Below are 23,074 nucleotides of genomic sequence, written 5' to 3'. Positions count from 1 at the left end.
GCCGATGAACCTGCTGACGCCGATGACCCGGCCCGCCGCCCCGGCCCCGGCCGACGACCACGAGGAGCCCCACCGATGACCTGGCCCGCCGCACGAGACCTGCTGCCCGTCGACGCCGACCGCGCGACCCTGGTCGGGCGCGCCTGGCTGCCCGCGGCCGAGGGCGCCGACGAGGCGACCGCGGGCCCCGCGGTGGTCGCCCTCCGCGGCGACGACCTGCTCGACGTGTCGACCGCGTTCCCCACGGTGCGCGCCCTGACCGAGACGCCCGAGCCCGCCGCCGCACTGGTCGCGGCGCTCGCGGCCGGCGCCGGGCGGGGCATCGGGAGCCTCGACGAGGTCGTCGCGAACACCCCGCCCGAGACGAGGGATGCCGCGAGGCCGTGGCTGCTCTCGCCGATCGACCTGCACGTGGTCAAGGCCGCGGGCGTGACGTTCCCGGTCTCGATGCTCGAGCGCGTCATCGAGGAGCGGGCGCGCGGCGACCAGGACGCCGCCGCCGTGATCCGCCGCGACATCCTGGGCACCATCGGCGGCAGCCTCGACGACCTGAAGCCCGGCTCCGACGAGGCCGCGGCGCTCAAGGCCCTGCTCCTCGAGCGCGGCTGGTGGAGCCAGTACCTCGAGGTCGGCATCGGGCCCGACGCGGAGGTGTTCACCAAGGCGCCCGTGCTCGCGACCGTCGGCACGAACGTCGACGTGGGCGTGCACCCGGCGTCGCAGTGGAACAACCCGGAGCCCGAGGTCGTGCTCGTCGTCGCATCCGACGGCCGCATCGTGGGCGCGAGCCTCGGCAACGACGTGAACCTGCGCGACGTCGAAGGCCGCAGCGCGCTGCTGCTCGGCAAGGCGAAGGACAACAACGCCTCGGCGTCTGTCGGGCCGTTCATCCGCCTGTTCGACGACGGCTACTCGCTCGACGACCTGCGCGGGGCGGTCGTGTCGCTCACCATCGACGGTGCCGACGGATACCTCCTCGAGGGCACGAGCGAGCTCGCGCGCATCAGCCGCGATCCCGCCGACCTCGTGGGCCAGGTCGTCGGCGAGCACCACCGGTACCCCGACGGGTTCGTGCTGTACCTCGGCACGATGTTCGCCCCCGTCGACGACCGCGACCTGCCCGGTCGCGGCTTCACGCATCACGACGACGACCTCGTGCGCATCGCCGAGCCGCGCCTCGGCGCGCTCGTCAACCGCGTGCGCTCGACCGCCGACGCCGAGCCCTGGACGTTCGGCATCGACGCCCTCTACCGATCCCTCGCCGCGCGCGGCCTGCTGCGCTGACCCCGGAGACCCGCATGCTCACCACCACCGACCCCCGCACCGGAGCCCGCACCCCGACCGAGCTCGAGGTGACCGCGCCCGAGCAGGCAGACGCGATCGTGCACGCCGCCCAGGCCGCGTTCACCGTGGTCGCCGTCCGCGACCGCGCCTGGCGCGCCGGCCTGCTCGACGCCCTCGCCGACGCGCTCGAGGCGGACCGGGCCGAGCTCGTCGCCGTCGCCGACCGCGAGACCGGCCTCGGCACGGTCCGCCTCGACGGCGAGGTCTCGCGGAGCGCGTTCCAGTTCCGGCTCTTCGCCGAGGCCGTGCGCGAGGGCGGCTACCTCGAGGCCGCGATCGACCACGCCGGACAGACCGCACTCGGCCTGGCGCCGGAGCTGCGTCGCATGCTGATCCCCATCGGACCGGTCGCGGTGTTCGGCTCCAGCAACTTCCCGTTCGCGTTCTCGGTGGCGGGCGGCGACACCGCCTCGGCCCTCGCTGGCGGCAACGCCGTCGTGCTGAAGGCGCACTCGTCGCACCTCGAGACGTCGGCGCGGTCGTTCGCCGTGCTGTCCGCGGCCGCCCGCGCGTACGGAGCGCCCGAGGGCCTCCTCGGCATCGTCTACGGCACCGCGGCCGGGGCCGCGCTCGTGGCGCACCCGCTCGTGCGCGCCGTCGGCTTCACCGGCTCGCTGCACGGCGGGCAGGCGCTCATGGACATCATCGCGGGCCGCGACGAGCCGATCCCGTTCTACGGCGAGCTCTCGAGCCTCAACCCGCTCGTGATCACGCCCGGCGCCGCGGCGGCCCGTGCGAGCGAGATCGCCGACGGCCTGTACGGCTCCTTCACCCTCGGCTCCGGCCAGTTCTGCACGAAGCCCGGCGTCGCGTTCGTCCCCGTCGGCGCCGACGGCGACGCGCTCGTCGCGCGCCTGGTCGAGCGGGCGACGGATGCCGCGGCATCCGTACTGCTCAACGAGCGCATCACGACCTCGTTCGACGAGATCCGCGGGCGGCTCGTCGCCGAGGGCGCCGTCGAGGTGCTCGCCCGCGGCACCGACGGGGGAGCGGGCTTCACCGCCGCGCCCACCGTGCTCGGCGTCGAGGCGACCTCGCTCACCGCCGACATCGCCGAGGAGGCGTTCGGCCCGCTCATCGTGGTCGCGCGCTACGCCGACGACCGCGACATCCTCACGGCGCTCGACGCGGTGCCCGACTCGCTCACGGCGACCGTGCACAGCGAGCCCGCCGAGGTCGAGGCCGTCACGACCCTCGTCGCCTCGCTCGCGCCGCGCGTCGGTCGCATCGTGTTCGACGGCTACCCCACGGGCGTGCGCGTGTCGTGGGCGCAGCACCACGGCGGACCGTGGCCCGCGACGAACTCGCAGCACACCTCGGTGGGCGTGAGCGCCATCCGCCGGTTCCTGCGTCCGCTCGCCTACCAGGATGCGCCCGAGGCCGTGCTGCCCGCCGAGCTGCGCGACGGGTACCGCGGCATCCCGCGCCGTATCGACGGGCGGCTGCTGCTCGACTGACCCGGGCCTGCGCCTGCGCCGCGCCGCGCCGCTCGCGCGCCGCGCCGCTCGCGCGCTGCGCCGCTCGCGCGCTGCGCCGCTCGCGCGCTGCGCCGCTCGCGCGCTGCGCCGCTCGCGCGCTGCGCCGCTCGCGCGCTGCGCCGCTCGCGCGCTGCGCCGCTCGCGCGCTGCGCCGCTCGCGCGCTGCGCCGCTCGCGCGCTGCGCCGCTCGCGCGCTACGCCGCGCGCGCGCTGCGCCGCCACGCGCGCGAGTGGTCACGTTGTGCTGCAATTCCGGGCGGGGAAGCAGCAGAACGTGACCGGTCGCGGATGCTCAACGGCGCGCCGGGGTGACCGGGCCGGTGCCGCACCGCACCGCGCCACATCGCGCGGCGCGGCGCGCTGGGGCTCAGCGCCCGAGCCACCCGCCGTCGACGGGCAGGATGACGCCCGAGACGTAGTCGGAGGCGGGCGAGGCGAGGAACACCGTCGCGCCCGCGATGTCGTCGGCACGACCCCACCGGCCGGCCGGGATGCGGTCGAGGATCGCCTTCGAACGCTCGGGGTCGTCGCGCAGGTTCTGCGTGTTGTCGGTCGCGATGTAGCCGGGGGCGATGCCGTTCACGGTCACGCCGCGCGCGGTCCACTCGTTGGCGAGGGCCTTCACGAGGCCCGAGATGCCGGACTTCGCGGCCGCGTAGCCGGGCACGTTGATGCCGCCCTGGAAGCTCAGCAGGCTCGCCGTGAAGATCACCTTGCCGTGGCCCCGTTCGAGCATTCCGGCGCCCACGGCCTGCGTGAGCACGAACTGGCTCGACAGGTTCACCTCGACGACGCGGTCCCACCACTCGAGCGGATGCTCCGCGGCGGGCGCCCGCTCGATCGTGCCCGCGTTGTTCACGAGGATGTCGATCTCGCGCTCGCGGAGCTCGGCCCCGAGGGCCACGACGGCCTCGCGGTCGGCGAAATCGACCGCGCGTGCCTCGAAACGGCGACCGTGGGCCTCGACCGCGGCGGCGATCGCGCTGCCCTCGGCCTCGATCGTGGCGCTCACGCCGATGATGTCGGCGCCGGCTTCGGCGAGGGCCTCGGCCATCGCGAAGCCGATGCCGCGCTTGGCGCCCGTGACGACGGCGGTCGTGCCGGTGAGGTCGAACGAGACGCTCATGCGCCGGCCTCCTGCCCTGGCTGGACCGGCTGCCCCTGCTGCACGTCGACCAGCACCTTCATGGCGCGGCCCGCCTCGAGGTCCTCGAACGCGGCCTGCGTCTCGGCGAGCGGCACGACCTTCGTGATGAGCACGTCGGTCGGGATGGTGCCGTCGGCGATGAGCTCGACCGCGCGCTCGAAGTCGGTGCGCTGGTAGACGCGCGCGCCGAGGATGCGCAGCTCCCGCCAGAACACGCGCTGCAGGTCGATCTCGCGCGGGGTCGGGTGGATCGCCACCACGACGAGCGTGCCGCGCACCTTCGCGAGGGCGGTCGCGCCGAGCACGGCCTGGGCCGCTCCGGAGACCTCGAAGACGACGTCGGCTCCGGCGCCGCCCGTCCACTCCTCGACCCAGGCGACCTGGTCGACCTCGCGCGGGTCGAGCGTCTCGAAGCCGAGGCCGGCGACCTGCGCACGGCGGTTCGCGTCGAGCTCGATCACGGCGACCTCGGCGCCGAACGCCCGGGCGACCGTGGCGATGAGCACGCCGATGGGGCCGCCGCCGATGACGACGGCGCGCTCGCCGCCCGTGATCTCGGCCCGGCGCACGTCGTGCACGGCGACCGCGACGGGCTCGACGAGCGCGGCGGCGTCGAGGGCGATGCCGTCGGGCAGGGCCACGAGCACCTCGGCCGGCACGTTCCACGTCGCCTGCAGGGCGCCGGGGGAGTCGATGCCGATGAAGTCGAGGTTCTGGCAGATGTGCCCGTTGCCGGCGAGGCAGGCCGGGCAGGTGCCGTCCCACGCGAGCGGCATCACGGTCACCTGCTGGCCCTCGCGCCAGCCGTCGACGCCCTCGCCGACGGCGTCGATCGTGCCGCTCATCTCGTGTCCGAAGACCAGGGGCGTCTGCACGCGGTCGTCCATGTTGCCGTGCAGGATGTGCAGGTCGGTGCCGCAGAGGCCGACGTAGGCCACGCGAAGGCGCACCTGGCCCGGGGCCGGCGGCTGCGTGTGCGCCTCCGCGATGGTGATGGTCCGGTCGCCGGTGTAGGTGGCGGTCAGCATTGATCCTCCAGATCGGTTTCGGGCGGATTGAGGAGACCAATCGGCCCGCATGGGTCACGATTATGCCAGAGGAATGGCGTCGCGGTTCGAAATCATCTAACCTTTAGGAACCCCGTTCTCACGCCTGGAGGAACTCGATGAAGAGTCGCACACTGCGATCCGGCCTGTCGCTGACCGAGCTCGGCTTCGGCGCCGCGCAACTCGGCAACCTCGCCAGGGCCACCACCGACGACGAGGCCGCCGGCGCCGTCGCGGCGGCGTACGAGCGCGGCATCCGACTCTTCGACACGGCGCCGCACTACGGCCTCGGGCTCTCCGAGCGGCGTCTGGGCGCGGCCCTGGCCGCCCACCCCCGCGACGAGTACGTGCTCTCGACGAAGGTCGGCCGCCTCATCGTGCCGAACGAGTCCTACGACGGCACCGCCCGCGACGACGAGGGCTTCGACGTGCCCGCGAACGTGCGCCGGCAGTACGACCTCAGTCGCGACGGCATCCGCCGGTCGATCGACGAGAGCCTCGAGCGCCTCGGCCTCGACCGCATCGACATCGCCTACCTGCACGACCCCGACGCGTACGGTCCAGAGGCGCACGCCGAGGCCATCCCCGCACTCATCGAGCTGCGCGACGAGGGCCTCGTGCGCGCCGTCGGCGCCGGCATGAACCAGTCGGCGATGCCGACCGAGTTCGTGCTGCGGCACGACATCGACCTCATCATGCTCGCCGGGCGCTACACGCTGCTCGAGCAGGGCGCGCTCGACGACCTGCTGCCCGCGGCCGCCGAGCGCGGCGTCGGCATCGTCGCGGCCGGCGTCTACAACTCAGGCCTGCTCTCGCGCCCCCGGCCTCCGGCCGACGCCCGCTACGACTACGCGCAGGCGCCCGCCGAGATCATCGCCAGGGCGAACGCGATCGCCGACGTGTGCGAGTCGTTCGGCGTCACGCTGCCCGAGGCCGCGCTCGCGTTCGCGCTGCGGCATCCGACCGTGGTCTCGGTCGTGGTGGGCATGCGCACCGCCGAGCAGGTCGAGCAGACCATCGAGCGGTACGCGGCCGGCGTGCCCGACGAGCTCTGGTCGACCCTGGCCGATCGCGGACTCCTCCGCGATGCGTGAGGGCTCAGCCCTCGGCGGCTCCGGGCGCGCCGCCCTCGACGATCTCGGGCGCCGACTCGTCGAGGTGGGCGGCGGTGTACTCCTCGACGCCGAGCACGTGCACCATCATGCGGATGCGGGCCCGGTCGGGGTCGTGCGCCGCGAGCGCGGTGAGGATCGCGCGGTGCTCCTGCTGGGTCGAGTGCACGGCGTCATGCTGATGGATCGCGCGCCACAGACGAGCGCGCGCCGTGCGGCTCACGAGCGCGTCGATGATGGCGGCGAACGCCGGGTTGCCGCTCGCGTTCGCGATGAGCCGGTGGAAGTCGGTGTCGACGTCGATCGTCGCCTCGAGGTCGATGCGCTCGTCGGTGAGCAGCGCCTCGCCCCGATCGAGGATGCGGCCGGCCTCGGCGAGGTCCTCGTCGCTGATGCGCAGGGCCGCGTGCGCGGCGGCCTCGGGCTCGAGCACGCGGCGCACGCCGAGCAGGTGCACGTTGTTCTCGGGGCTCTGCAGCTCGGCGAGCATGCCGAGCGGTTCGAAGAGCCGGCCCGGTTCGAGCGAGGTCACGTAGGTGCCGTCGCCCTGCCGGGTCTCGAGGATGCCGAGGATCACGAGCGCGCGAACGCCCTCGCGGAGCGGACCGCGCGAGACGCCGAGCCTCGCCCCGAGCTCGCGCTCGACGGGCAGTCGCGAGCCGGCCACGAGTTCGCCGCTCGTGATCATCTGGCGGATGCCGTCGATCACGACCTGGGCGCGCGACCGCGCCTGACCGCCCTCGGGGGTGTGCTCGCTCGTCATGGGCACAGCCTAGGTCACCACCGAGCCACCACCCGTGAATTCATCAGATCTTTGAAGGAGGCCGCATGACCGGGGTCATCGACGCCCACCAGCACGTCTGGGACCTCGAGCGGGCCGACTACGCCTGGCTCACCCCCGAGGCCGGCGTGCTGCATCGCACGATCGAGATGGCCGAGGTGCTGCCCGAGTTCGAGGCCGCGGGCGTCACCGGCACCGTGCTCGTGCAGTCGGCCGACAACGACGAGGACACCGACCACATGTTCGAGGTCGCCGACCGCGAGCCCGTCGTGCTCGGCGTCGTCGGCTACGTCCCGCTGCACGAGCCGACTCGCGCGGCCGAGCGCCTCGCCGAGCTGCGGCGGCGCCCGCGCTTCTGCGGCGTGCGCAACCTCATCCACGACCGGGCCGACCCGCACTGGCTGCGCCGGCCCGACGTCGACGAGAGCCTCGGCCTGCTGGCCGCCGCCGGCGTCCCCTTCGACGTCGTCGGCGTGCTGCCCGAGCACCTCGAGGCCGTGCTCGCGATCTCGGAGCGGCATCCCGACCTCGACCTCGTGATCGACCACCTGAACAAGCCGCCGGTCGGCGGCGATGCGTGGGAGCCGTGGGCCTCGCTCATCGCCAGGGTCGCGGAGAACCCGCGGGTGCACGGCAAGGTCTCGGGCCTCTACGCCGCGACGGGCGACCCCGCCGACTGGACCGTCGACTCGGTGCGCCCCGTCTTCGACCACGCGCTCGAGGTCTTCGGACCCGACCGGCTCATGTACGGCGGCGACTGGCCCGTCTCGCTCATCGCGGGCGGGTACACCCGGGTCTGGCAGGGGCTCTCCGAGCTCTTCGCCGAACTCACCGACGCCGAGCGCGCCGGCATCCTCGCGGGAACGGCCCGCAGGTTCTACACCCTCCCTGGATCGGAGTCCCTCGATGACTGAACAGTTCACCCTGGCCCGACTCGGCGACGCGGGCCGCGAGGTTCCCGTCGTCCGGGTCGGCGCGCGCACGCTCGATGCGAGCTCGCTCACGGCCGACTTCGACGGCGCCTTCCTCGCCGCCGACGGCATCGCCCGCATCGCCGCCGCGCTCGACACGCTGCCCGCCATCGACCCGACCGGCCTCCGCGTGGGCGCGCCCATCGCGGCGCCGGGCAAGGTCGTCTGCATCGGCCTGAACTACCGCGACCACGCGGAGGAGACGGGCGCCGCGCTGCCCGCCGAACCGGTCGTCTTCATGAAGGACCCCTCGACCGTCGTCGGCCCGTTCGACGACGTGCTCATCCCGCGCAACTCGACGAAGACCGACTGGGAGGTCGAGCTCGGCGTCGTCATCGGCACGACCGCGCGCTACCTCGCCTCGCCCGAGGAGGCGCTCGCCCACGTCGCCGGCTACGCGGTCTCGCACGACGTGTCGGAGCGGGAGTTCCAGCTCGAGCGCGGCGGCCAGTGGGACAAAGGCAAGAGCTGCGAGACGTTCAACCCGCTCGGGCCCGTGCTGGTGCCCGCGGCCGACGTCGCCGACCCCCAGTCGCTCGGCCTGCGACTCTGGGTCAACGGCGAGATCCGCCAGAACGGCACGAGCGCCGACATGCTCTTCTCCGTCGCGCACGTGATCTGGTACCTCAGCCAGTTCATGGTGCTCCGCCCCGGCGACCTCATCAACACCGGCACCCCCGCGGGCGTCGCGCTCGGCATCGAGGGCAACCCGTACCTGCGCGCCGGCGACACGGTCGAGCTCGAGATCGACGGCCTCGGCCGTGCGAGCCAGAACCTGGTGCAGGCATGAGCGCCGAGTTCGAGGGCCTCGTCGCGATCGTCACGGGCGGGGCGTCCGGCATCGGCCTGGCCACCGCGAAGGTGCTCGCGGAGCGCGGCGCCACCGTGGCGGTGCTCGACCGCGCCCTCGACGGGCTCCCCGACCCGCTCGTCGGGTTCACGGCGGATGTCACGGACCGGGCCTCGATCGAGGCGGCCGTCGCCGAGGTCGCCGAGCGGTTCGGCGGCATCGACGTCGTCGTGAACAACGCGGGCATCAGCGCCGTCGGCACCGTCGCCGAGAACGACGACGCCGAGTGGACGCGCGTGCTCGACGTCAATGTCATCGGCATGGCCAGGGTCACCGCCGCGGCGCTGCCGTGGCTGCGGCGCTCGGACGCGGCATCCGTCGTGAACGTCAGCTCGATCGCGGCGCTGAACGGCCTGCCGCAGCGCGCCCTCTACTCCGCCTCGAAGGGCGCGGTGCTCGCCCTCACCTACGCGATGGCCACCGACCACGTCGCCGAGGGCATCCGCGTCAACTGCGTCTGCCCGGGCACCGTGCACACCCCGTTCGTCGATCGGATGCTGCAGGGCTTCGCCGACCCCGTCGCCGAACGAGCGGCGCTCGACGCCCGACAGGCCACCGGCAAGATGGTGGCTCCCGAGGAGGTCGCCGCCGCGATCGCGTACCTCGCGAGCCCCCGCTCGGTGTCGACGACGGGCACCGCGCTCGACGTCGACGGCGGCGTCTCGCACCTGCGCGTGCGCCCGGCGGGAGCCCGCTCGTGAAGCGCCTCGCCTCGGTCATCGGCATGCCCGCCGAGAACCGCGAGGAGTACGAGCGGCTGCACGCCGAGGTCTGGCCTGCGGTGCTCGAGCGACTCACCGCGAGCAACATCCGCAACTACTCGATCTACCGCCACGGCGAGGTGCTCTTCGCCTACATGGAGTACGTCGGCGACGACCTCGAGGCCGACATGGCCGCGATCGCCGCCGACCCCGAGACGCAGCGCTGGTGGTCGGTGTGCGAGCCGCTGCAGCGCCCGTTCGCCGAGCGGGCCGAGGGCGAGTGGTGGATGGAGATCCCCGAGATCTTCCACCTCGACTGAGCGCGCCCGAGTGCCCGAATGGCGCCGGCGAGCAGGCATGATGAGGGTATGGCCCCCGAGATCCCCGGCATGATCGTGATGCCCGCCCCGCAGTTCGTGATGAGCACCAACGGGCGGCGCATCGCGACGTACACGTGGGGCCACGAGGATGCGACCCCCGTGCTGCTCGTGCACGGCTTCGCGTCGAGCGCCCGCGACAACTGGGTGAACACCGGCTGGGTCCGCGACCTCTCGCGTGCGGGGTACCGGGTGCTCGCGATCGACCAGCGCGGACACGGCGCGAGCGACAAGCCGTACCTCGATCGCGCCTACGTCATGGACCTGTTCGTCGAGGACATCGTCACCGTGCTCGACACCTACCTGCTCGACAGCGCCCACTACGTCGGGTACTCCCTCGGTGCCCGCGTCGGGTGGCAGGTCGCCGTCGCGCACCCCGAGCGCGTGCAGCGGGCGGTGCTCGGCGGGATCCCCGACGGTCGGCCCCTCGCTCGCCTGCAGATCGACCAGGCCCGCGCCTACCTCGAGCACGGCACGCCCGTCGAAGACCAGGTCACGCGCAACTACGTCACGCTCACCGAACGCGTGCCGGGCAACGACCTGGGGGCGCTCATCGCGCTCGCCGAGGGCATGCGCCTGGGGGATGCCGACCCGGATGTCTCGAACCCGCCGACGCAGCCCGTGCTGTTCGCCACGGGCAGCGAGGACGCGATCCTCGAGAGGTCACGACTGCTCGCCGCGGCCACGCCCGGCAGCCGGTTCATCGAACTGCCCGGCCGCCACCACTTCAACGCACCGGTCTCGCGGGAGTTCCGGCAGGGCGCGATCGAGTTCCTCGGCGAGGCCTGAGCGGCGCGAGCGTCAGCGCTCGGGACCCGGACGCTCGACGTCGAGTCCGAGCCACTCGGCGAGGCAGCCGATCTCGGCATCGACCGCCGCCCTCGTCGCGCGGTCGAAGGCCGCATCCTCGTGGATCGCGTTGACCACGAGCACGCCGCGCTTGCGGTCGGCCACGGCGTCGAGCTTGCCGACGAGCCGGTCGCCGTGCAGGATCGGCAGCGCGAAGTAGCCCCAGCGCCGCTTCGCGGCGGGCTTGTACATCTCGAGCGTGTACTCGAAGTCGAACAGCTGCTGCGCGCGCAGCCGGTCGTAGACCAGGCGGTCGAACGGGGAGAGCAGCGCCGTGCGCCCCGCGAAGCCCGAGCGCACCTCGTCGAGCACGACCGGGTCGACGCGCCATCCGCCCGGCACCCCCTCGACCACGGCCGGCTCGCCGGCTTCGCCGACATCGACGGGTTCGAGCGGCATCTTCGTCGACTTGGCTCGCGCGATGCCGAGCGCGGCGAGGCGGCGTTCGTTGCGCGCACCGGTCGCCTGCTCGAACGTGAGCGATGCGGTGTCGGCCGGGTAGACGCGGTCGGCGATCGTGAAGAGCCGTTCACGGCCGCGGCGGCCGGCGATCGCGATCTCGCCCTGGAGCGCGAGGTACTCGAGCATCCGGCCGACGTTGCGGTTGTGGGTCCACCCGGTCGACTGCCAGGGCACGACGCTCGTGTCCTCGATCTCGCGCGACGGCAGGGGTTCGGTCGAGGCCTCGAGCCGGCGCAGGACATCGCGCCGGAACGCGGCGTTCTGCTCCAGCCAGTCCTGCGCGCGGTCCCACGACGGCCACGCCGCCATCTCTGCCCTGAAGAGCGGCAGGTCGCCGATCGGCCGGATCAGGGCGTCGAGCTCGAACAGCGCACGGTCGTGCTCGAGCGCTCGCACCAGGTCGGCCGGGCTGTACGACGCGCCGAGCCGGGTGAAGGCGACGAGGTCGGCGTTGGGCGCGATGGCCGCGGTGGGGTCGACCTGCAGCAGCGTGAGCTGCTCGACCATCGCCAGCAGCTCGGTCGGGCGCTCCGCGTCGAGCATCTGCGCGCGCACGGCGACGCGACGCGCCGTCGCCGCGTCGAGTTCGTGCACGGTCATGACGTGAACGCCCGCCCGCGCCCGCTCGCTCGCGCCGTCATTGCGCGTGGATCGCCCGGTTGCTGCGGATGAGACCGCCCGGGTCGACCCGCTGCTTGACGGCCGCGAGCCGGTCGAGCACGGCCGGTTCGTAGACATCGGCGAGCGTGCCGGCGCCGAGCATCGACGGGACGCCGCCGAGGACCCCGTGCCGCTCGGCGAGGTCGTGGAGCGGCTGGAGCGCCGCGACCGGGTCGATCGACGGGTCGAGCAGTAGCACGCCGGCGCTCAGCAGCAGGGGCGCGCGGATCGCACCGACGGCGGAGAGGTCGGCGCCGAGCACCTCGGCGGTCGCGCCGCCCATGGCGCGCAGCCCGCAGCGCATGAGCCCGAGCTCGGCGCCCGCGAGGAACGCCTCGACCAGCTCGGCGGCGAAGGCGTCGTCGTCGCTGCCGATGGCCGCGCCGAAGTCGGCCGTGGGCATCGGGTCGACCGGTTCGGCGGCGACGGCCGCGAGCTGGCCGATCGTGAACGGCGTGAGCGCGTTCGCGATGGGCTCGGCGACGCCGAGCAGCCGCTCGGCGTACCCACGCCCGGTCGCCTCGTCGCCGACGTGCACGAGCGAGACCGAGGCCACGATGCGCCCGCGGAGGTGGGGCGGCATCACGGGCAGGTCGGGGAAGCGCATCATGCCGATGTCGAGGCCGAGCTCTGGCACCTCGCGGGCCAGCGCGAACGCGGCGGAGATCACCGGCACCGCGGCCTCGACCGGGAACAGCAGGCCGCCGCCGAACAAAGCGTCGCCCTCGTGGAGCGCGAGCTCGATCGCGGTGACGACCCCGAAGTGCCCGCCGCCGCCCCGCAGCGCCCAGATCAGCTCGGCGTCGTCGGCGTCGGTGACCCGGCGCACCTCGCCCGAGGCGTCGACGAGCTCGACGGCGACGATCGATCGCGCGGTGAGGCCGTTGCGGCGGCTGAACATGGAGTGCCCGCCGTTGAGCGCGAGCCCCACGACGTCGACCTCGGGGTTCGACCCGGCGAGGCCGATGAGCCCGGTGCCATCGAGCGCCTGCAGCGCCGGGCCCCAGTTGACCCCGGCGCCGACGCGCAGCACGCGCCCCGGCACGTCGACCGCGATCTCGTCGAAGGACGAGGGGCGGATGAGGATGACGCCGTCGAGGCCGTCGGCGGCGCCGTGGCCGTTGGGCTGCGTCGTGACGCCGAGCCCGGCGGAGGTTGCCGCCGCGAGGATCGCCTGCACGTCGGCCACGTCGGCCGGGGTCGCCACGGCGGCCGGCCGCTGGTCGACGCTGAGGTTCCACGGCGATCTGGCCGCGTCGTAGTCGGCGTCGCCTGGCAGCACGAGCGTGCCGGCGAGCTTCGATCGGAGGTCTTCGAGCGCGGTCGCGCGGGCGTCGGTCATCGGTGGAGCCCCTCTCATCCGCCGCACACGTTACTCCCGGCATCCGACACCGTCACGGGGCCGGGTCGCGGATCCGGCCGGCCCCGGAACGAGCGGATGCCCCGAGCCGGCGCCCGGGGCATCCGCGTCGATCACGGCCGGTGCATCATCCGGCCGCGCCGAGCTCGCGCATCGGCTGACCGCTCTTCGGGTTCGCAGGCTTCACCTTGCGGCGTGCGCCGCCCACGACGACCGTGACGTTGCGCATGTTCGGCGCACGGTCGGCGACCACGTCGTACGAGACGACCTCGCCGTCCTTCCACTCGCAGCTCACCGCGTAGCCGCCCCGGGCCCGCAGGCCGGCGAAGGAGCCGCTCGCGGCCCAGCCGGCGGGGAGCGCGGGCAGCAGCCGGATGACCCCGTCGTGGCTCTGCAGCAGCATCTCGGTGACCGCGCCGGTGATGCCGAAGTTGCCGTCGAGCTGGAACGGCGGGTGGTTGCACCAGAGGTTCGAGAGCGTGTTGTAGGTGAGCAGCCCGCGCAGCATGATGCCGGCCCGCTCGGCATCGCCCAGGCGGGCGAAGAGGGCCGTGCGCCACGGCCAGGTCCACGAGCGGCGGCTGTCGCCGGAGACCGTGGCCGCGGTGAACGGCACGCCCTCCTGCTCGCCGCAGCGCGCCTTCAGCGACACCAGTGCCGCGGCGGCGAACTCGGGCGTCGCGGGCGTGATCTGTCGGCCCGGGTACACGGCGAACAGGTGCGAGGTGTGCCGATGGATGTCCGTCGGGCTGTCGCGGTCGGCCTGCCACTCCTGCAGCTGCCCCCAGCTGCCGATCCGGTTCGGCGCGAGCCTCGCCTGCAGGTCGGCGATCGTCGCCCGGTACTCGTCGTCGACGCCGAGCGCGTCGGCGCAGTCGAGGTAGTTCTGGAAGAGGTCCCAGATGATCTGCTGGTCGTGCATCACGCCGTCCTCGCGGGGGCCGTGCTCGGGGGACCATCCGTTCGGGGAGACGAGCGTGCCGTCGGGCAGCTCCTTCAGCCGGTCCTGCCAGAACTCGCAGATCTCCTTGATCATCGGGTACGCGACGTCGCGGAGGTACCGCTTGTCCTGGGTGAAGGCCCAGTGCTCGTAGAAGTGCTGCGCGTACCAGGCGCTCGAGACCGTGTTCCACTCCCAGGCGTTGCCGCCGAAGATGCTCTGCGAGGTGCGGGCCGTCCAGCCCCGCGTGTTCGCGCCGAACGCGTTGCGGGTCGCGACCCGGCTCGGCACCGCGACCTGCTGCACGAACGCGATCAGCGCCTCGTGCGACTCGGGGAGGTCGGTCGTCTCGGCGCCCCAGTAGTTCATCTGCACGTTGATGTTCGTGTGGTAATCGCTCGCCCAGGCCGGCTGGTTGCTGTTGTTCCAGAGCCCCTGGAGGTTGGCGGGCAGGCCGCCCGGCCGCGACGAGCTGAGCAGCAGGTAGCGCCCGAAGTCGTAGAGCGCCTGCTCGAGGGTGGGGTCGGACTCGCCGCTGCCGTACCGCGCGAGGCGGGTCTGCGTGGGCAGTGCGAGCACCGCGGCGTCGGTCGTGCCCCAGTCGACAGTGGTCCGCGTCATGAGCGCGCGCACCTCGTCGACGTGCGCGTCGCGCAACGCGTCGTACCCCCGCGCGGCCGCGGCGTCGAGGGCGGCGTCGATGCCGAGCTCGGGCGCGTCACCGCGCCAGCCGTCGGCGGCGCTGAGCCGGTAGTCGGTGCGCGCGTCGAGCAGCAGCGTCAGCGTCGATGCGCCGGACACCTGCAGGCCCGCGCCGGCACCGGTCACCGCGCCGTCGGTGTCGATGATGCGCACGGTCGCCGCGTGCCGGAGGCCGTTGCCCATGGTGCCCGCGAAGCCGATGCGTCGGGCACCGGCGTCGGCCGAGGTCGGCGCGTCGTCCTGGCCCGAGGCGAGCGTGATCGTCCCGGTGAGCGAACCCGGGGTGTCGCTCGTGTAGCGCAGGGCGATGACGTCGGCCTCACGGCTGGCGAAGGCCTCGCGCAGCACGGTTCCCGCGACGGTCGCGAAATGGGTGGTGTGCAGCCCCGTGGCGGTGTCGAGCGCCCTCCGGTAGGCCACGACGGCACGCTGCCCGCGGGTGTCGTATCCGCTTCCGGTGAACGCCACGCCCGCGAGGCGGATGGCCGCCGGGGCGGCGAAGGTCAGCCGGTAGCGGCTGTACGCGGTCGCGTTGGCGAAGCTGAACAGGCTCGCCACTCCGCGGCCCGCGAAGGCGGCCCCGGTGCGCGTGTCGAGCCGCTGCCAGGTGAACCCGTCGTTCGACGCGTCGAGCACCCAGTCGCGCGGATCGCGCTCGGGCGCGTCCGGCGCGCTCGTCAGCACGTACCCGGTGAGCACGCGCTTCGCGCCCAGCTCGAGTTGCCACGCGGCCCCGGCGCCGACGTCGTCGACCTGCCAGACGGTCGTGGCCGCGCCGTCGACGCTGCCCACGAGCGAGTCGGCATGGCCGCTCGGCGAGGAGACGTGGATCGCATCGCCCTGCGCGAGGTCGACGCCGCCGAGTCCGATCTCGCCGACCTGGAAGTGGCTGACGCCGGCCTTCGGCACGATGTCGATGCGGTAGAAGCGGTAGGCGGTCGTGTTGGCGAACTGGTACGTCTTGGTCTGGAACCGCTGCTCGAAGGGCGCCCCGTGCGCGAGTCGAGCGTCGTCCAGGCTGTGCCGTCGTTCGAGCCGAGCACCCGCCACTCCTGCGGGTCGCGCGCAGGCACGTCGTTCGCGCTCGTGAAGCTCGTCGAGTCCACGACCGTCGCGGTCGGGAGCTCGACCTGCCAGAGCACGTGCGCGGGCGGCGCGATGATGCACCACTTCGTGCTCGACGTGCCGTCGTACGAGTTCTCCACCCGTTCGGAGCCGGAGATCTGGTACGGGCCGCCGGGCGAGGTCACCTTCGCGCGTGCGCCGAACTCGATCGTCAGGTCGCCGAAGTCGCGATACGACCCGAACCCGGTCATGCTCGTGTCGAACGCGCCGTCGCCCTGGCCGGCGAGGGCGTTGTCGTAGTCGTTGACGCCGCCCCAGAGGCTCTGCTCGTTGAACTGCACGGCCTCCTGGTCTGGATTGCCGAAGAGCATGGCACCGAGTCGGCCGTTTCCGATCGGCAGGGCCTGCGACTCCCAGTCGGTGGCCGGGGTGCCGTACCAGAGGGCCTTGGGGGAGAGGGGTGGGAGCGGGATCGCACCCGCCGCGCTGCCGGCGAATCGTGCGCCGGCGAGGGCCGTCGCGGGTTGCGCGGTCAAGAACTGGGGCAGGAGCGGGGCGAGGGCGACGAGGCCGCCGAGTTGCAGTACGCGGCGTCGGTCGAGTTCACGGTTGAGCATCTGAGAAGGTCCTCCAGGACGTCTTTGGTCTGGTGTCTTGCGCGTCGCGATGGTATCTGCGACGGTATTTCTCGATTCCATGCCATCCTTTCGCATCAGACATCGGATGTATAGACCATGGTTGTGCTCGGCGCTCCGACGCCCGTCATCCCGGCCCGCGACCGCCCGATGCGCCCGGCGGATGCCGCGTGGCGGGCGCCCAGCCCGCGCCACGTACGCTGGGGGCGCCAGAACTCCGACGCGCGGCATCCGCTCGTCGTGCCCATCGAGAGGACCCCCGTGAGCCTGATCCGCCTGAACGACGTGAGCATCGAGTTCGACGGGCGTCCGGTGCTCAAGGAGGCGTTCCTCAAGCTCAAGCAGGGCGACCGGGTCGGGCTCATCGGCAAGAACGGCACGGGCAAGACGAGCCTGCTCGAGGTCGTGCTGGGGCGTCGCGACCCGACCGGCGGCACCCGCGACGTCACGCTCGGCACGACCATCGGGTACTTCTCGCAGTTCTCCGAGCTCGACGGCGAGCAGAGCATCCAGCAGACCCTGAGCGCGCACTTCACGGCCGTGCACGAGACGCAGGCACGCCTCGACGAGATCGGGCTGGCGCTCGCCGAGCCCATGTCCGACGACGAGATGACGCGCCTGCTGACCGAGCAGGGCGAGCTCTTCGAGCGCATGGACCACGTCGGCGGCTGGACCTACGAGACCACCATCGACACCGTGCTCACCCGGCTCGGCTTCGACGAGGAGCGCCGGGCGCTGCCGGTGGGCCGGCTTTCGGGCGGATGGCGCAACCGCGCCGCCCTGGCCCAGATCCTCGTGCAGTCGCCCGACGTGCTGCTGCTCGACGAGCCGACGAACTTCCTCGACCTCGACGGCGTGAAGTGGATCGAGAACTGGCTCTCGGGTTTCGCGGGCGCCGTGCTCGTGGTCTCGCACGACCGCCAGTTCCTCGACGGGGTCGTGACCCGCATCATCGAGCTCGAGAACTACCGCCTGCAGGAGTACGAGGGCGACTACTCGGCCTACGTGCACGCGAAGCAGTCGCGACTGAAGATGCTCGAGAAGCAGTTCGCGCATGAGGAGGAGTTGCTGGCGTACGAGCAGGCCGCGTCGGCCGCACGCCGGGAGGCCGCCCGCAACCCGTCGAACGCGGTCGCGCGCCGGCTCGCCGACATCAAGAAGCGCCAGGCGCCGCGTCCCATCGACCAGATCATCACGGGCATCTACGAGGGCCTGCGCGTCAGCAACGACCTGCTCACGGTGACGGGGCTGGGCAAGGGCTTCGGCGGCGCCCCGCTGTTCGATGGCCTCTCCTTCGACGTGCACCGTGGCGACCGGATCGCAGTGCTCGGCTCGAACGGATCGGGCAAGTCGACGCTGCTCGACGTGCTCACCGAGGAGACCGAGGCGGATGCCGGGAGCGTGCGGTGGGCGAAGGGCGTGCGGTACGTCTCGTACAACCGGGTCTACGCGGAGCTCGACCTCGCGGACTCGGTCGGGCACGCGGTGAACGCCTACCCCGAATCGCTCGCGTTCACGGCGACGAAGAAGAGCGTGAACCGGTTCCTCGCGATGCTCCAGTTCTCCGAGGCCGACCTTCAGCAGAAGATCGGCACGCTCTCGGGCGGCCAGCGGGCCCGGGTCGCGATCGCGCAGTGCCTGCTGTCCGGGGCCGCGGTGATCGTGCTCGACGAGCCGACCAACCACCTCGACATCACCTCGACGCAGGTCATGGAGCGGGCCCTCACGCACTTCCCGGGCGCCGTGATCGTGGTCAGCCACGACCGGTTCTTCGTCGACAAGCTCGCCGACCGCCTGCTCGTCTTCGAGGGCGGCGGACGCGTGCGCGAGACGCCCGCGACCGGCGCGCTCTGACCGACCGCGGCGGGCAGGTCCGGGTCCCGCTCGGTCCGAGGGTCGAGGTCCGAGGTGGAGCGCGCCTGCGGGTCTTCCCTGTGGCCGCCGCGCTGAACCGGGGATAAGCTCCGCGTCCATGGACATGCTGAGGGGCGAGCAGATCGCCGAAGCCGGCCTGACCGACTGGCGCAAGCTGGCGCAGGGACTGCACGCACGCTACGTGGCCGTCGACTTCGCCGCCGCCGCGCAGTTCGTCGTCGCGGTGGGCGAGGCGGGCGACGCGCTCGGCCACCATCCGCGCGCGACGATCGGGAAGGGCCACGTCGATCTGGAGCTCGTCAGCGTCGACGCCGTCTACCGCGACGACGAGGGCGCCGACCACGTCGTCGAATGGGTGACCCAGCAGGACGTCGAACTCGCACGGCGGATCACCGAGATCGCCGTCGACCACGGGGTCGCGGCCGACCCGGCCTCGGTCGTCGAGGTCGAGCTCGGCCTCGACACGGCCCGCTCCGCCACGATCGCCCCGGTGTGGGCGGCCCTCCTGACCGGGAGCGCCGATTCCCAGGGCCGCGGGTCGCTCAGCGACGAGATCCGGGATGCCGCGGCGCGGGTGCCGAACCTGTGGTTCGGGGAGGACGACGAGCACGAGGCCTCGCGTCAACGCTTCCACCTCGAGGTCTACGTGGCGCCCGAGGCGGCGGAGCAGCGGATCGCCGCCGCCGTCGCCGCGGGAGGGACGATCATCGATGCCGGTGACGCGCCGTCGCTCACGGTGATCGCCGACCAGGACGGCAACCGGGGCGTCGTCTGCGTCGACACGTCCGCCGTGAAGACGGCGTGACGCGCTCACTCGGCTGATCGGATCCCTCCGGATCCGATCCAACGGTTGACGCCATCGCGGAAAGCGATTACCTTGCCAATCGAGCACCCGCGAGAAAGCGCTTTCTGGGCCATTCGACGCGGAACGACACGATCTCGACGAGGAGACCCATGCCCCAGATGTCGCGCGCCCTCCGAACCTCCCTGGCGGCCCTGACCGTCGCGGGCCTCACCCTGACCGGAGCCGTCGGCGCGATCGCGCTCGGTCCCTCCACCGCCCTGAACGCCGGGAACCTCGCCGTCGCCGATCACGTGGCGATCACCCCGACCGGCAGCGACTTCACGATCTACGCCGCACCCGGCAAGAACGTGACGGTCGACGCCCACAGTCGCATCTCCGACCGCGGCGAGGCGTTCACGAAGCGCATCAAGTTGAACGGGTCGGGTGCCGAGGCCGCCCGATCGCTGCACTTCGCGGTATCCGAGTCGGACGTGCCCACCGAGGTCTTCGTCGCCGCCCGCAGCGGCAGCGCGACGGCCGACCGCGCTGTCGCCCTCTACAACGCGACCGGCGAGGTCGGCCGTGCGCCGGCGCTCGCCGACGTCGACTCGCTGGCGGTGACCACCGAACGCATCGCGATCACCTCGCCCGGCGAGTACTGGCTGGCGTCGCCGAGCTCGGGCGTCAACGTCTACTTCGCGCAGCTCGGCGCGTTCGATCCGCAGACGCGTGCGGCCTGGGGCGACGTCGCGACGCCGGTCGTCACCTCGGTCGCGCCCGACCCCGCGAACCCCGCGAACCTGCTCGTCGCCTACGAGGGCCTGCTCGGGACCGACGGCGGCGACGTGGTCTACGCCAGCCTCCTCGCTGCGGACGGCGGCGTCGTCGACCAGACGCTCGCGGCGACGGACGGCACCGCGGGGACCCTCTCGCTGACGCCGCCGGCATCGGGTGCGTACGAGGTCGAGGTTCGGCTCACCCGTGCGGGCGAGGCATCCGCCCTCACCTCCGCTCGTGCCGCGGTCGAGGACTTCTCGCTCCCGCTCGTCGGCCCGACCGTGACCGGCGCCCTGACGAGCGGCATCGTCGGCGGCTCGGCCACCGTGACGCTCTCGTGGTCGGCGACCGCCGAGGCCGACTCGTACTCGGTCGAGGCGAGCTCCGGCGGTGCGCCGTTCACCGCCCTCGCCCAGGGCGTGACCGGCACCACGGCCGACGTTCCCGGCTTCACGCCGGGCGCGAGCCACCAGGTGCGCATCGTCGCCCACCGCGGTGCCGAGTCGGCGACCGGAGCCGAGTCCACGGTCGACGTGGCCGCCGAGGTCGAACGCTGGCAGATCGCCGACGTCGGCTCGAACGCGGGATCCGGCGGCTCGGTGCTCGAGCACGACGACGGCTCGATCACGTTCGACGCGAAGGCCAGCTCGACCAAGCTCGCCAACAGCGAGGACGGGTTCCAGTACTTCTACACGCAGGTCGACCCCGCGACCGAGAACTTCACGCTGACGGCGACCTTCCGGGTCGACGACGCGACCGCGAAGGACGCGCAGTCCGGGTTCGGCGTGCTCGCCGTCGACGACCTCGTGCCGGGTGTCTCGGCCGCGAGGTACTTCAACTCCGCCGGAGCGCTGCTCACGCGCTACCCCTTCGGCACCGGCGCCGGCGAGTGGCAGGACGGCACGCCCGGTGCGCGCTTCGTGCACGGCTACACGGGCGCGACCACCGACAACACGGCCGGCACCCGCGACATGAGCGACTCCGAGGCGTTCGACTGGGAGTACCGCCCCGACGCGGTCGGCCCGAAGTTCGCCGCGGGAGACGAGTACGAGCTCACGCTGCGCAAGTCCAACACGGGATACCACGCCGTCTGGCACCGCGGCGGACAGGACCTCGAGGTCATCCAGTACGACCCCGACATGCTCGACGTGCAGAACGCGGATGCGTCGTTCGTCGGACTCGCGGTGGCCCGCAAGATCCAGGTGACCGTCACCGACTGGGAGTTCACGACCATCCTGCCCGCCGACGACGAGCCGAGGCAGGACCCGCCGACCGAGTACATCCCGGCGACGCTCTCGGCCGACGTGACGCGCACCACCCCGGAGTCGAGCCTCGACGTGCCGCTCGTCGCGAACATGTACGGCACGGGCCGGATCGTCGACGCCTCGGGCGAGGTCGTCGCCGGCGACGTGCCGCTCACGCCCGGCGAGCGCGTGCTCGTGCCCGTCGAGCTGGAGCCCGGCGTCAACGAGCTCACGGCACGGTTCCTGCCCGCGGCCGAGCAGCCGCACCTCGGCGAGTACGAGCAGGTCGAGTCGACCGACCCGGTCGACGTGCCGCTCGCGGTCACGGTCGACTCGTTCGGCGAGCCGGGCCAGTCGATCCGCGTCGCACCCGACGGCACTCCCGACGGCGACGGCACGACCGCATCGCCGCTCGACCTGCACACCGCCGTCGCCTTCGCGCAGGCCGGGCAGCAGATCGTGCTCGAGGGCGGCACCTATGCGCTGCCGCGCAGGGTCGTCGCCGAGCGCGGACGCGACGGCACCGCCGAGGCTCCGATCACCCTCATGTCGGAGCCCGGCGCGCGAGCCGTGCTCGACCTCTCGGGTTCGCCCGACGGCGGCCTCGTGCTCCGCGGCGACTGGTGGCACGTGTACGACCTGGAGATCACCGGGTCCGCCGACAAGAAGAAGCCGATGCTCATCCAGGGCCACCACAACGTCGTCGAGCGGGTCGAGTCGCACCACAACATGGACACCGGCATCCAGATCTCCGGATCCGAGGCCGAGCCGCCCGCACTGTGGCCGACCGACAACCTCGTCGTCTCGTCGGTGTCGCACGACAACGCCGACCTCGGCGGCAACGACGCCGACGGCTTCGCCGCGAAACTCAGCGTGGGCGAGGGCAACGTGTTCCGCTCGAACATCGCGTACAACAACATCGACGACGGCTGGGACCTCTACGCCAAGTCCACGACCGGCCCGATCGGCACGGTCATCGTCGAGGACTCCGTCGCCTACGACAACGGATGGCTGCAGGCCGACCCGAGCCGCATCGGCGAGGGCAACGGCTTCAAGCTCGGCGGCGAGTCCATGCCCGGCGACCACCTGCTGCGCAACTCGGTCAGCTTCGGCAACCTCGCGACCGGCGTCACCTCGAACTCGGGACCCGACATCCGCCTCGACCGGGTCACCTCGGTCGGCAACGACCGCGGCGTCCGGCTCGAGACGAACGCCGCGGCGACCGACTATCGCGCCGCCGGCGTGCTCTCCTGGCAGTCGCCCCAGTCCGATGTGCTCGCGTTGAAGCAGGCCGACACCTCGCTGCTCGCCGATCCGACGAACCTCTGGAACACGGGAGCCGCGTCGCCGGTCGCGGCCGACTGGTTCGAGTCCGTCGACCTCGACGGCGTGCGCCCCGAGATCGCGGCCGACGGCTCGATCGATATGCACGGCCTGCTCGAGTTGACGGATGCCGCGCCCGCCGCCACGGGCGCCCGGCTGGGGCCGATCGCCGAACCGACCGAGATCACGGTGCTCCCCGAGGTCACGGTGCCGTTGGCCAACCTCACCGCACCGTCGATCGCCGGGAACCCGGTGAAGGGCTCGAGACTCACCGCCGACCCCGGAACCTGGTCCCATGGGGACGCGGCCATCGCCTACCAGTGGCTGAGCGACGGCGAGCCGATCCCGGGCCGCAAGGGCACCGAGGCGACCTACGCGGTTCGCGGCGGCGACGTCGGCCACGACCTGTCGGTCGCCGTCACCGCGACCGTCGACGGGCAGGCACCGGTGACGGCGACCGCGCCCGCGGTGATCGTGGTCGACGAGCGCCCTGGACCGGCGCAGGTGATCGCGCAGGCCGTGCAGGCGCTTCTCGACTGGCTGCGGAGGCTGTTCGGCTGACCGAACCGTTGGCACTCGTCTCCCGGAACG

The 23,074-nt window shown here is 72.6% G+C and carries 17 protein-coding genes and 1 pseudogene; 11 read left to right on the top strand and 7 right to left on the bottom strand.

Features of this window, described 5'->3' with window-relative positions:
- Window positions 1-75: 75 nt before the first annotated feature.
- Together ACR3IO_RS06695 and ACR3IO_RS06690 are read left to right on the top strand one after the other, a co-directional pair.
- Window positions 76-1,284: a fumarylacetoacetate hydrolase family protein gene (locus tag ACR3IO_RS06695; RefSeq protein ID WP_434070394.1), complete on the top strand. Its 1,209-nt coding sequence runs from the start codon at window positions 76-78 to the stop codon at window positions 1,282-1,284.
- A 14-nt stretch (window positions 1,285-1,298) separates the two neighbouring features.
- Window positions 1,299-2,801: an aldehyde dehydrogenase (NADP(+)) gene (locus ACR3IO_RS06690; protein WP_434070393.1), complete on the top strand. Its 1,503-nt coding sequence runs from the start codon at window positions 1,299-1,301 to the stop codon at window positions 2,799-2,801.
- A gap of 388 nt (window positions 2,802-3,189) precedes the next feature.
- On the opposite strand, the gene ACR3IO_RS06685 is transcribed toward ACR3IO_RS06690, so the two are convergent.
- Both ACR3IO_RS06685 and ACR3IO_RS06680 read right to left on the bottom strand, forming a co-directional pair.
- Entirely contained in the window at window positions 3,190-3,948 is a 759-nt protein-coding gene (locus ACR3IO_RS06685) for an SDR family oxidoreductase (RefSeq protein ID WP_434070392.1), read from the bottom strand.
- A complete protein-coding gene (locus ACR3IO_RS06680; protein WP_434070391.1) occupies window positions 3,945-4,997 on the bottom strand; it encodes a zinc-dependent alcohol dehydrogenase in 1,053 nt (350 codons plus the stop codon). Before ACR3IO_RS06680 ends, ACR3IO_RS06685 begins: the two co-directional genes overlap by 4 nt.
- A gap of 137 nt (window positions 4,998-5,134) precedes the next feature.
- Between ACR3IO_RS06680 and ACR3IO_RS06675 the strand changes: the two genes are divergently transcribed.
- Entirely contained in the window at window positions 5,135-6,109 is a 975-nt protein-coding gene (locus tag ACR3IO_RS06675) for an aldo/keto reductase (protein WP_434070390.1), read from the top strand.
- 4 nt (window positions 6,110-6,113) lie between these two features.
- On the opposite strand, the gene ACR3IO_RS06670 is transcribed toward ACR3IO_RS06675, so the two are convergent.
- Complete coding sequence (locus ACR3IO_RS06670; RefSeq protein WP_434070389.1) at window positions 6,114-6,890, bottom strand: FadR/GntR family transcriptional regulator; 777 nt, start codon at window positions 6,888-6,890, stop codon at window positions 6,114-6,116.
- Between the two features lie 65 nt (window positions 6,891-6,955).
- Between ACR3IO_RS06670 and ACR3IO_RS06665 the strand changes: the two genes are divergently transcribed.
- The 5 genes from ACR3IO_RS06665 to ACR3IO_RS06645 are packed head-to-tail and all read left to right on the top strand — an operon-like array spanning window position 6,956 to window position 10,596.
- Window positions 6,956-7,822: an amidohydrolase family protein gene (locus ACR3IO_RS06665; RefSeq protein ID WP_434070388.1), complete on the top strand. Its 867-nt coding sequence runs from the start codon at window positions 6,956-6,958 to the stop codon at window positions 7,820-7,822.
- The gene (locus ACR3IO_RS06660) at window positions 7,815-8,669 is read left to right on the top strand and encodes a fumarylacetoacetate hydrolase family protein (protein ID WP_434070387.1); all 855 of its coding nucleotides are present in this window, start codon (window positions 7,815-7,817) and stop codon (window positions 8,667-8,669) included. Before ACR3IO_RS06665 ends, ACR3IO_RS06660 begins: the two co-directional genes overlap by 8 nt.
- On the top strand, window positions 8,666-9,430 hold the full coding sequence (locus tag ACR3IO_RS06655) for an SDR family NAD(P)-dependent oxidoreductase (protein WP_434070386.1): 765 nt from the start codon (window positions 8,666-8,668) through the stop codon (window positions 9,428-9,430). The genes ACR3IO_RS06660 and ACR3IO_RS06655 overlap by 4 nt, the downstream gene beginning before the upstream one ends.
- Window positions 9,427-9,750, top strand: a complete 324-nt coding sequence (locus ACR3IO_RS06650) for an L-rhamnose mutarotase (protein ID WP_434070385.1) — start codon at window positions 9,427-9,429, stop codon at window positions 9,748-9,750. The genes ACR3IO_RS06655 and ACR3IO_RS06650 overlap by 4 nt, the downstream gene beginning before the upstream one ends.
- 48 nt (window positions 9,751-9,798) lie before the next feature.
- Window positions 9,799-10,596 (top strand): alpha/beta fold hydrolase, encoded by a 798-nt coding sequence (locus ACR3IO_RS06645; protein WP_434070384.1) that lies wholly within the window; start codon window positions 9,799-9,801, stop codon window positions 10,594-10,596.
- Window positions 10,597-10,608: 12 nt separating this feature from the next.
- Here ACR3IO_RS06645 and ACR3IO_RS06640 read toward each other — a convergent pair whose 3' ends face one another.
- From ACR3IO_RS06640 to ACR3IO_RS06625, 4 genes and pseudogenes are all read right to left on the bottom strand, one after another.
- Window positions 10,609-11,718, bottom strand: a complete 1,110-nt coding sequence (locus ACR3IO_RS06640; protein ID WP_434070383.1) for a DNA glycosylase AlkZ-like family protein — start codon at window positions 11,716-11,718, stop codon at window positions 10,609-10,611.
- 37 nt (window positions 11,719-11,755) lie between these two features.
- A complete protein-coding gene (locus ACR3IO_RS06635; protein ID WP_434070382.1) occupies window positions 11,756-13,120 on the bottom strand; it encodes an FAD-binding oxidoreductase in 1,365 nt (454 codons plus the stop codon).
- A gap of 145 nt (window positions 13,121-13,265) precedes the next feature.
- The gene (locus ACR3IO_RS06630) at window positions 13,266-15,830 is read right to left on the bottom strand and encodes a glycosyl hydrolase family 95 catalytic domain-containing protein (protein ID WP_434070381.1); all 2,565 of its coding nucleotides are present in this window, start codon (window positions 15,828-15,830) and stop codon (window positions 13,266-13,268) included.
- An 8-nt stretch (window positions 15,831-15,838) separates the two neighbouring features.
- Window positions 15,839-16,462, bottom strand: a pseudogene (locus ACR3IO_RS06625) (glycoside hydrolase N-terminal domain-containing protein); the annotation flags it as partial.
- Between the two features lie 117 nt (window positions 16,463-16,579).
- On the opposite strand from ACR3IO_RS06625, the gene ACR3IO_RS06620 reads away from it, so the two are divergent.
- From ACR3IO_RS06620 to ACR3IO_RS06610, 3 genes are all read left to right on the top strand, one after another.
- Window positions 16,580-18,334, top strand: a complete 1,755-nt coding sequence (locus tag ACR3IO_RS06620; protein WP_434070380.1) for an ABC-F family ATP-binding cassette domain-containing protein — start codon at window positions 16,580-16,582, stop codon at window positions 18,332-18,334.
- 118 nt (window positions 18,335-18,452) lie between these two features.
- Window positions 18,453-19,160, top strand: coding sequence for a 4a-hydroxytetrahydrobiopterin dehydratase (locus ACR3IO_RS06615; protein WP_434070379.1), 708 nt, complete (start codon window positions 18,453-18,455; stop codon window positions 19,158-19,160).
- A 149-nt stretch (window positions 19,161-19,309) separates the two neighbouring features.
- Window positions 19,310-23,044, top strand: coding sequence for a hypothetical protein (locus tag ACR3IO_RS06610; protein WP_434070378.1), 3,735 nt, complete (start codon window positions 19,310-19,312; stop codon window positions 23,042-23,044).
- The last annotated feature ends 30 nt before the right edge of the window (window positions 23,045-23,074 follow it).

Source organism: Agromyces sp. Marseille-Q5079, assembly GCF_051016555.1.
Lineage (GTDB): Bacteria > Actinomycetota > Actinomycetes > Actinomycetales > Microbacteriaceae > Agromyces.
Note: the sequence above shows the minus strand (reverse complement) of the source record. Positions and strands in the feature narration are given on the sequence as shown.

Excerpts from the sequence above, each read along its gene's own strand:
- ACR3IO_RS06655 (WP_434070386.1), top strand. The coding sequence starts at position 8,666 with ATGAGCGCCGAGTTCGAGGGCCTCGTCGCGATCGTCACGGGCGGGGCG.
- ACR3IO_RS06635 (WP_434070382.1), bottom strand. The coding sequence starts at position 13,120 with ATGACCGACGCCCGCGCGACCGCGCTCGAAGACCTCCGATCGAAGCTC.
- ACR3IO_RS06620 (WP_434070380.1), top strand. The coding sequence starts at position 16,580 with ATGGTTGTGCTCGGCGCTCCGACGCCCGTCATCCCGGCCCGCGACCGC.
- ACR3IO_RS06665 (WP_434070388.1), top strand. The coding sequence starts at position 6,956 with ATGACCGGGGTCATCGACGCCCACCAGCACGTCTGGGACCTCGAGCGG.
- ACR3IO_RS06640 (WP_434070383.1), bottom strand. The coding sequence starts at position 11,718 with ATGACCGTGCACGAACTCGACGCGGCGACGGCGCGTCGCGTCGCCGTG.
- ACR3IO_RS06690 (WP_434070393.1), top strand. The coding sequence starts at position 1,299 with ATGCTCACCACCACCGACCCCCGCACCGGAGCCCGCACCCCGACCGAG.
- ACR3IO_RS06610 (WP_434070378.1), top strand. The coding sequence starts at position 19,310 with ATGCCCCAGATGTCGCGCGCCCTCCGAACCTCCCTGGCGGCCCTGACC.
- ACR3IO_RS06615 (WP_434070379.1), top strand. The coding sequence starts at position 18,453 with ATGGACATGCTGAGGGGCGAGCAGATCGCCGAAGCCGGCCTGACCGAC.
- ACR3IO_RS06675 (WP_434070390.1), top strand. The coding sequence starts at position 5,135 with ATGAAGAGTCGCACACTGCGATCCGGCCTGTCGCTGACCGAGCTCGGC.
- ACR3IO_RS06645 (WP_434070384.1), top strand. The coding sequence starts at position 9,799 with ATGGCCCCCGAGATCCCCGGCATGATCGTGATGCCCGCCCCGCAGTTC.
- ACR3IO_RS06660 (WP_434070387.1), top strand. The coding sequence starts at position 7,815 with ATGACTGAACAGTTCACCCTGGCCCGACTCGGCGACGCGGGCCGCGAG.
- ACR3IO_RS06670 (WP_434070389.1), bottom strand. The coding sequence starts at position 6,890 with ATGACGAGCGAGCACACCCCCGAGGGCGGTCAGGCGCGGTCGCGCGCC.
- ACR3IO_RS06685 (WP_434070392.1), bottom strand. The coding sequence starts at position 3,948 with ATGAGCGTCTCGTTCGACCTCACCGGCACGACCGCCGTCGTCACGGGC.
- ACR3IO_RS06695 (WP_434070394.1), top strand. The coding sequence starts at position 76 with ATGACCTGGCCCGCCGCACGAGACCTGCTGCCCGTCGACGCCGACCGC.
- ACR3IO_RS06680 (WP_434070391.1), bottom strand. The coding sequence starts at position 4,997 with ATGCTGACCGCCACCTACACCGGCGACCGGACCATCACCATCGCGGAG.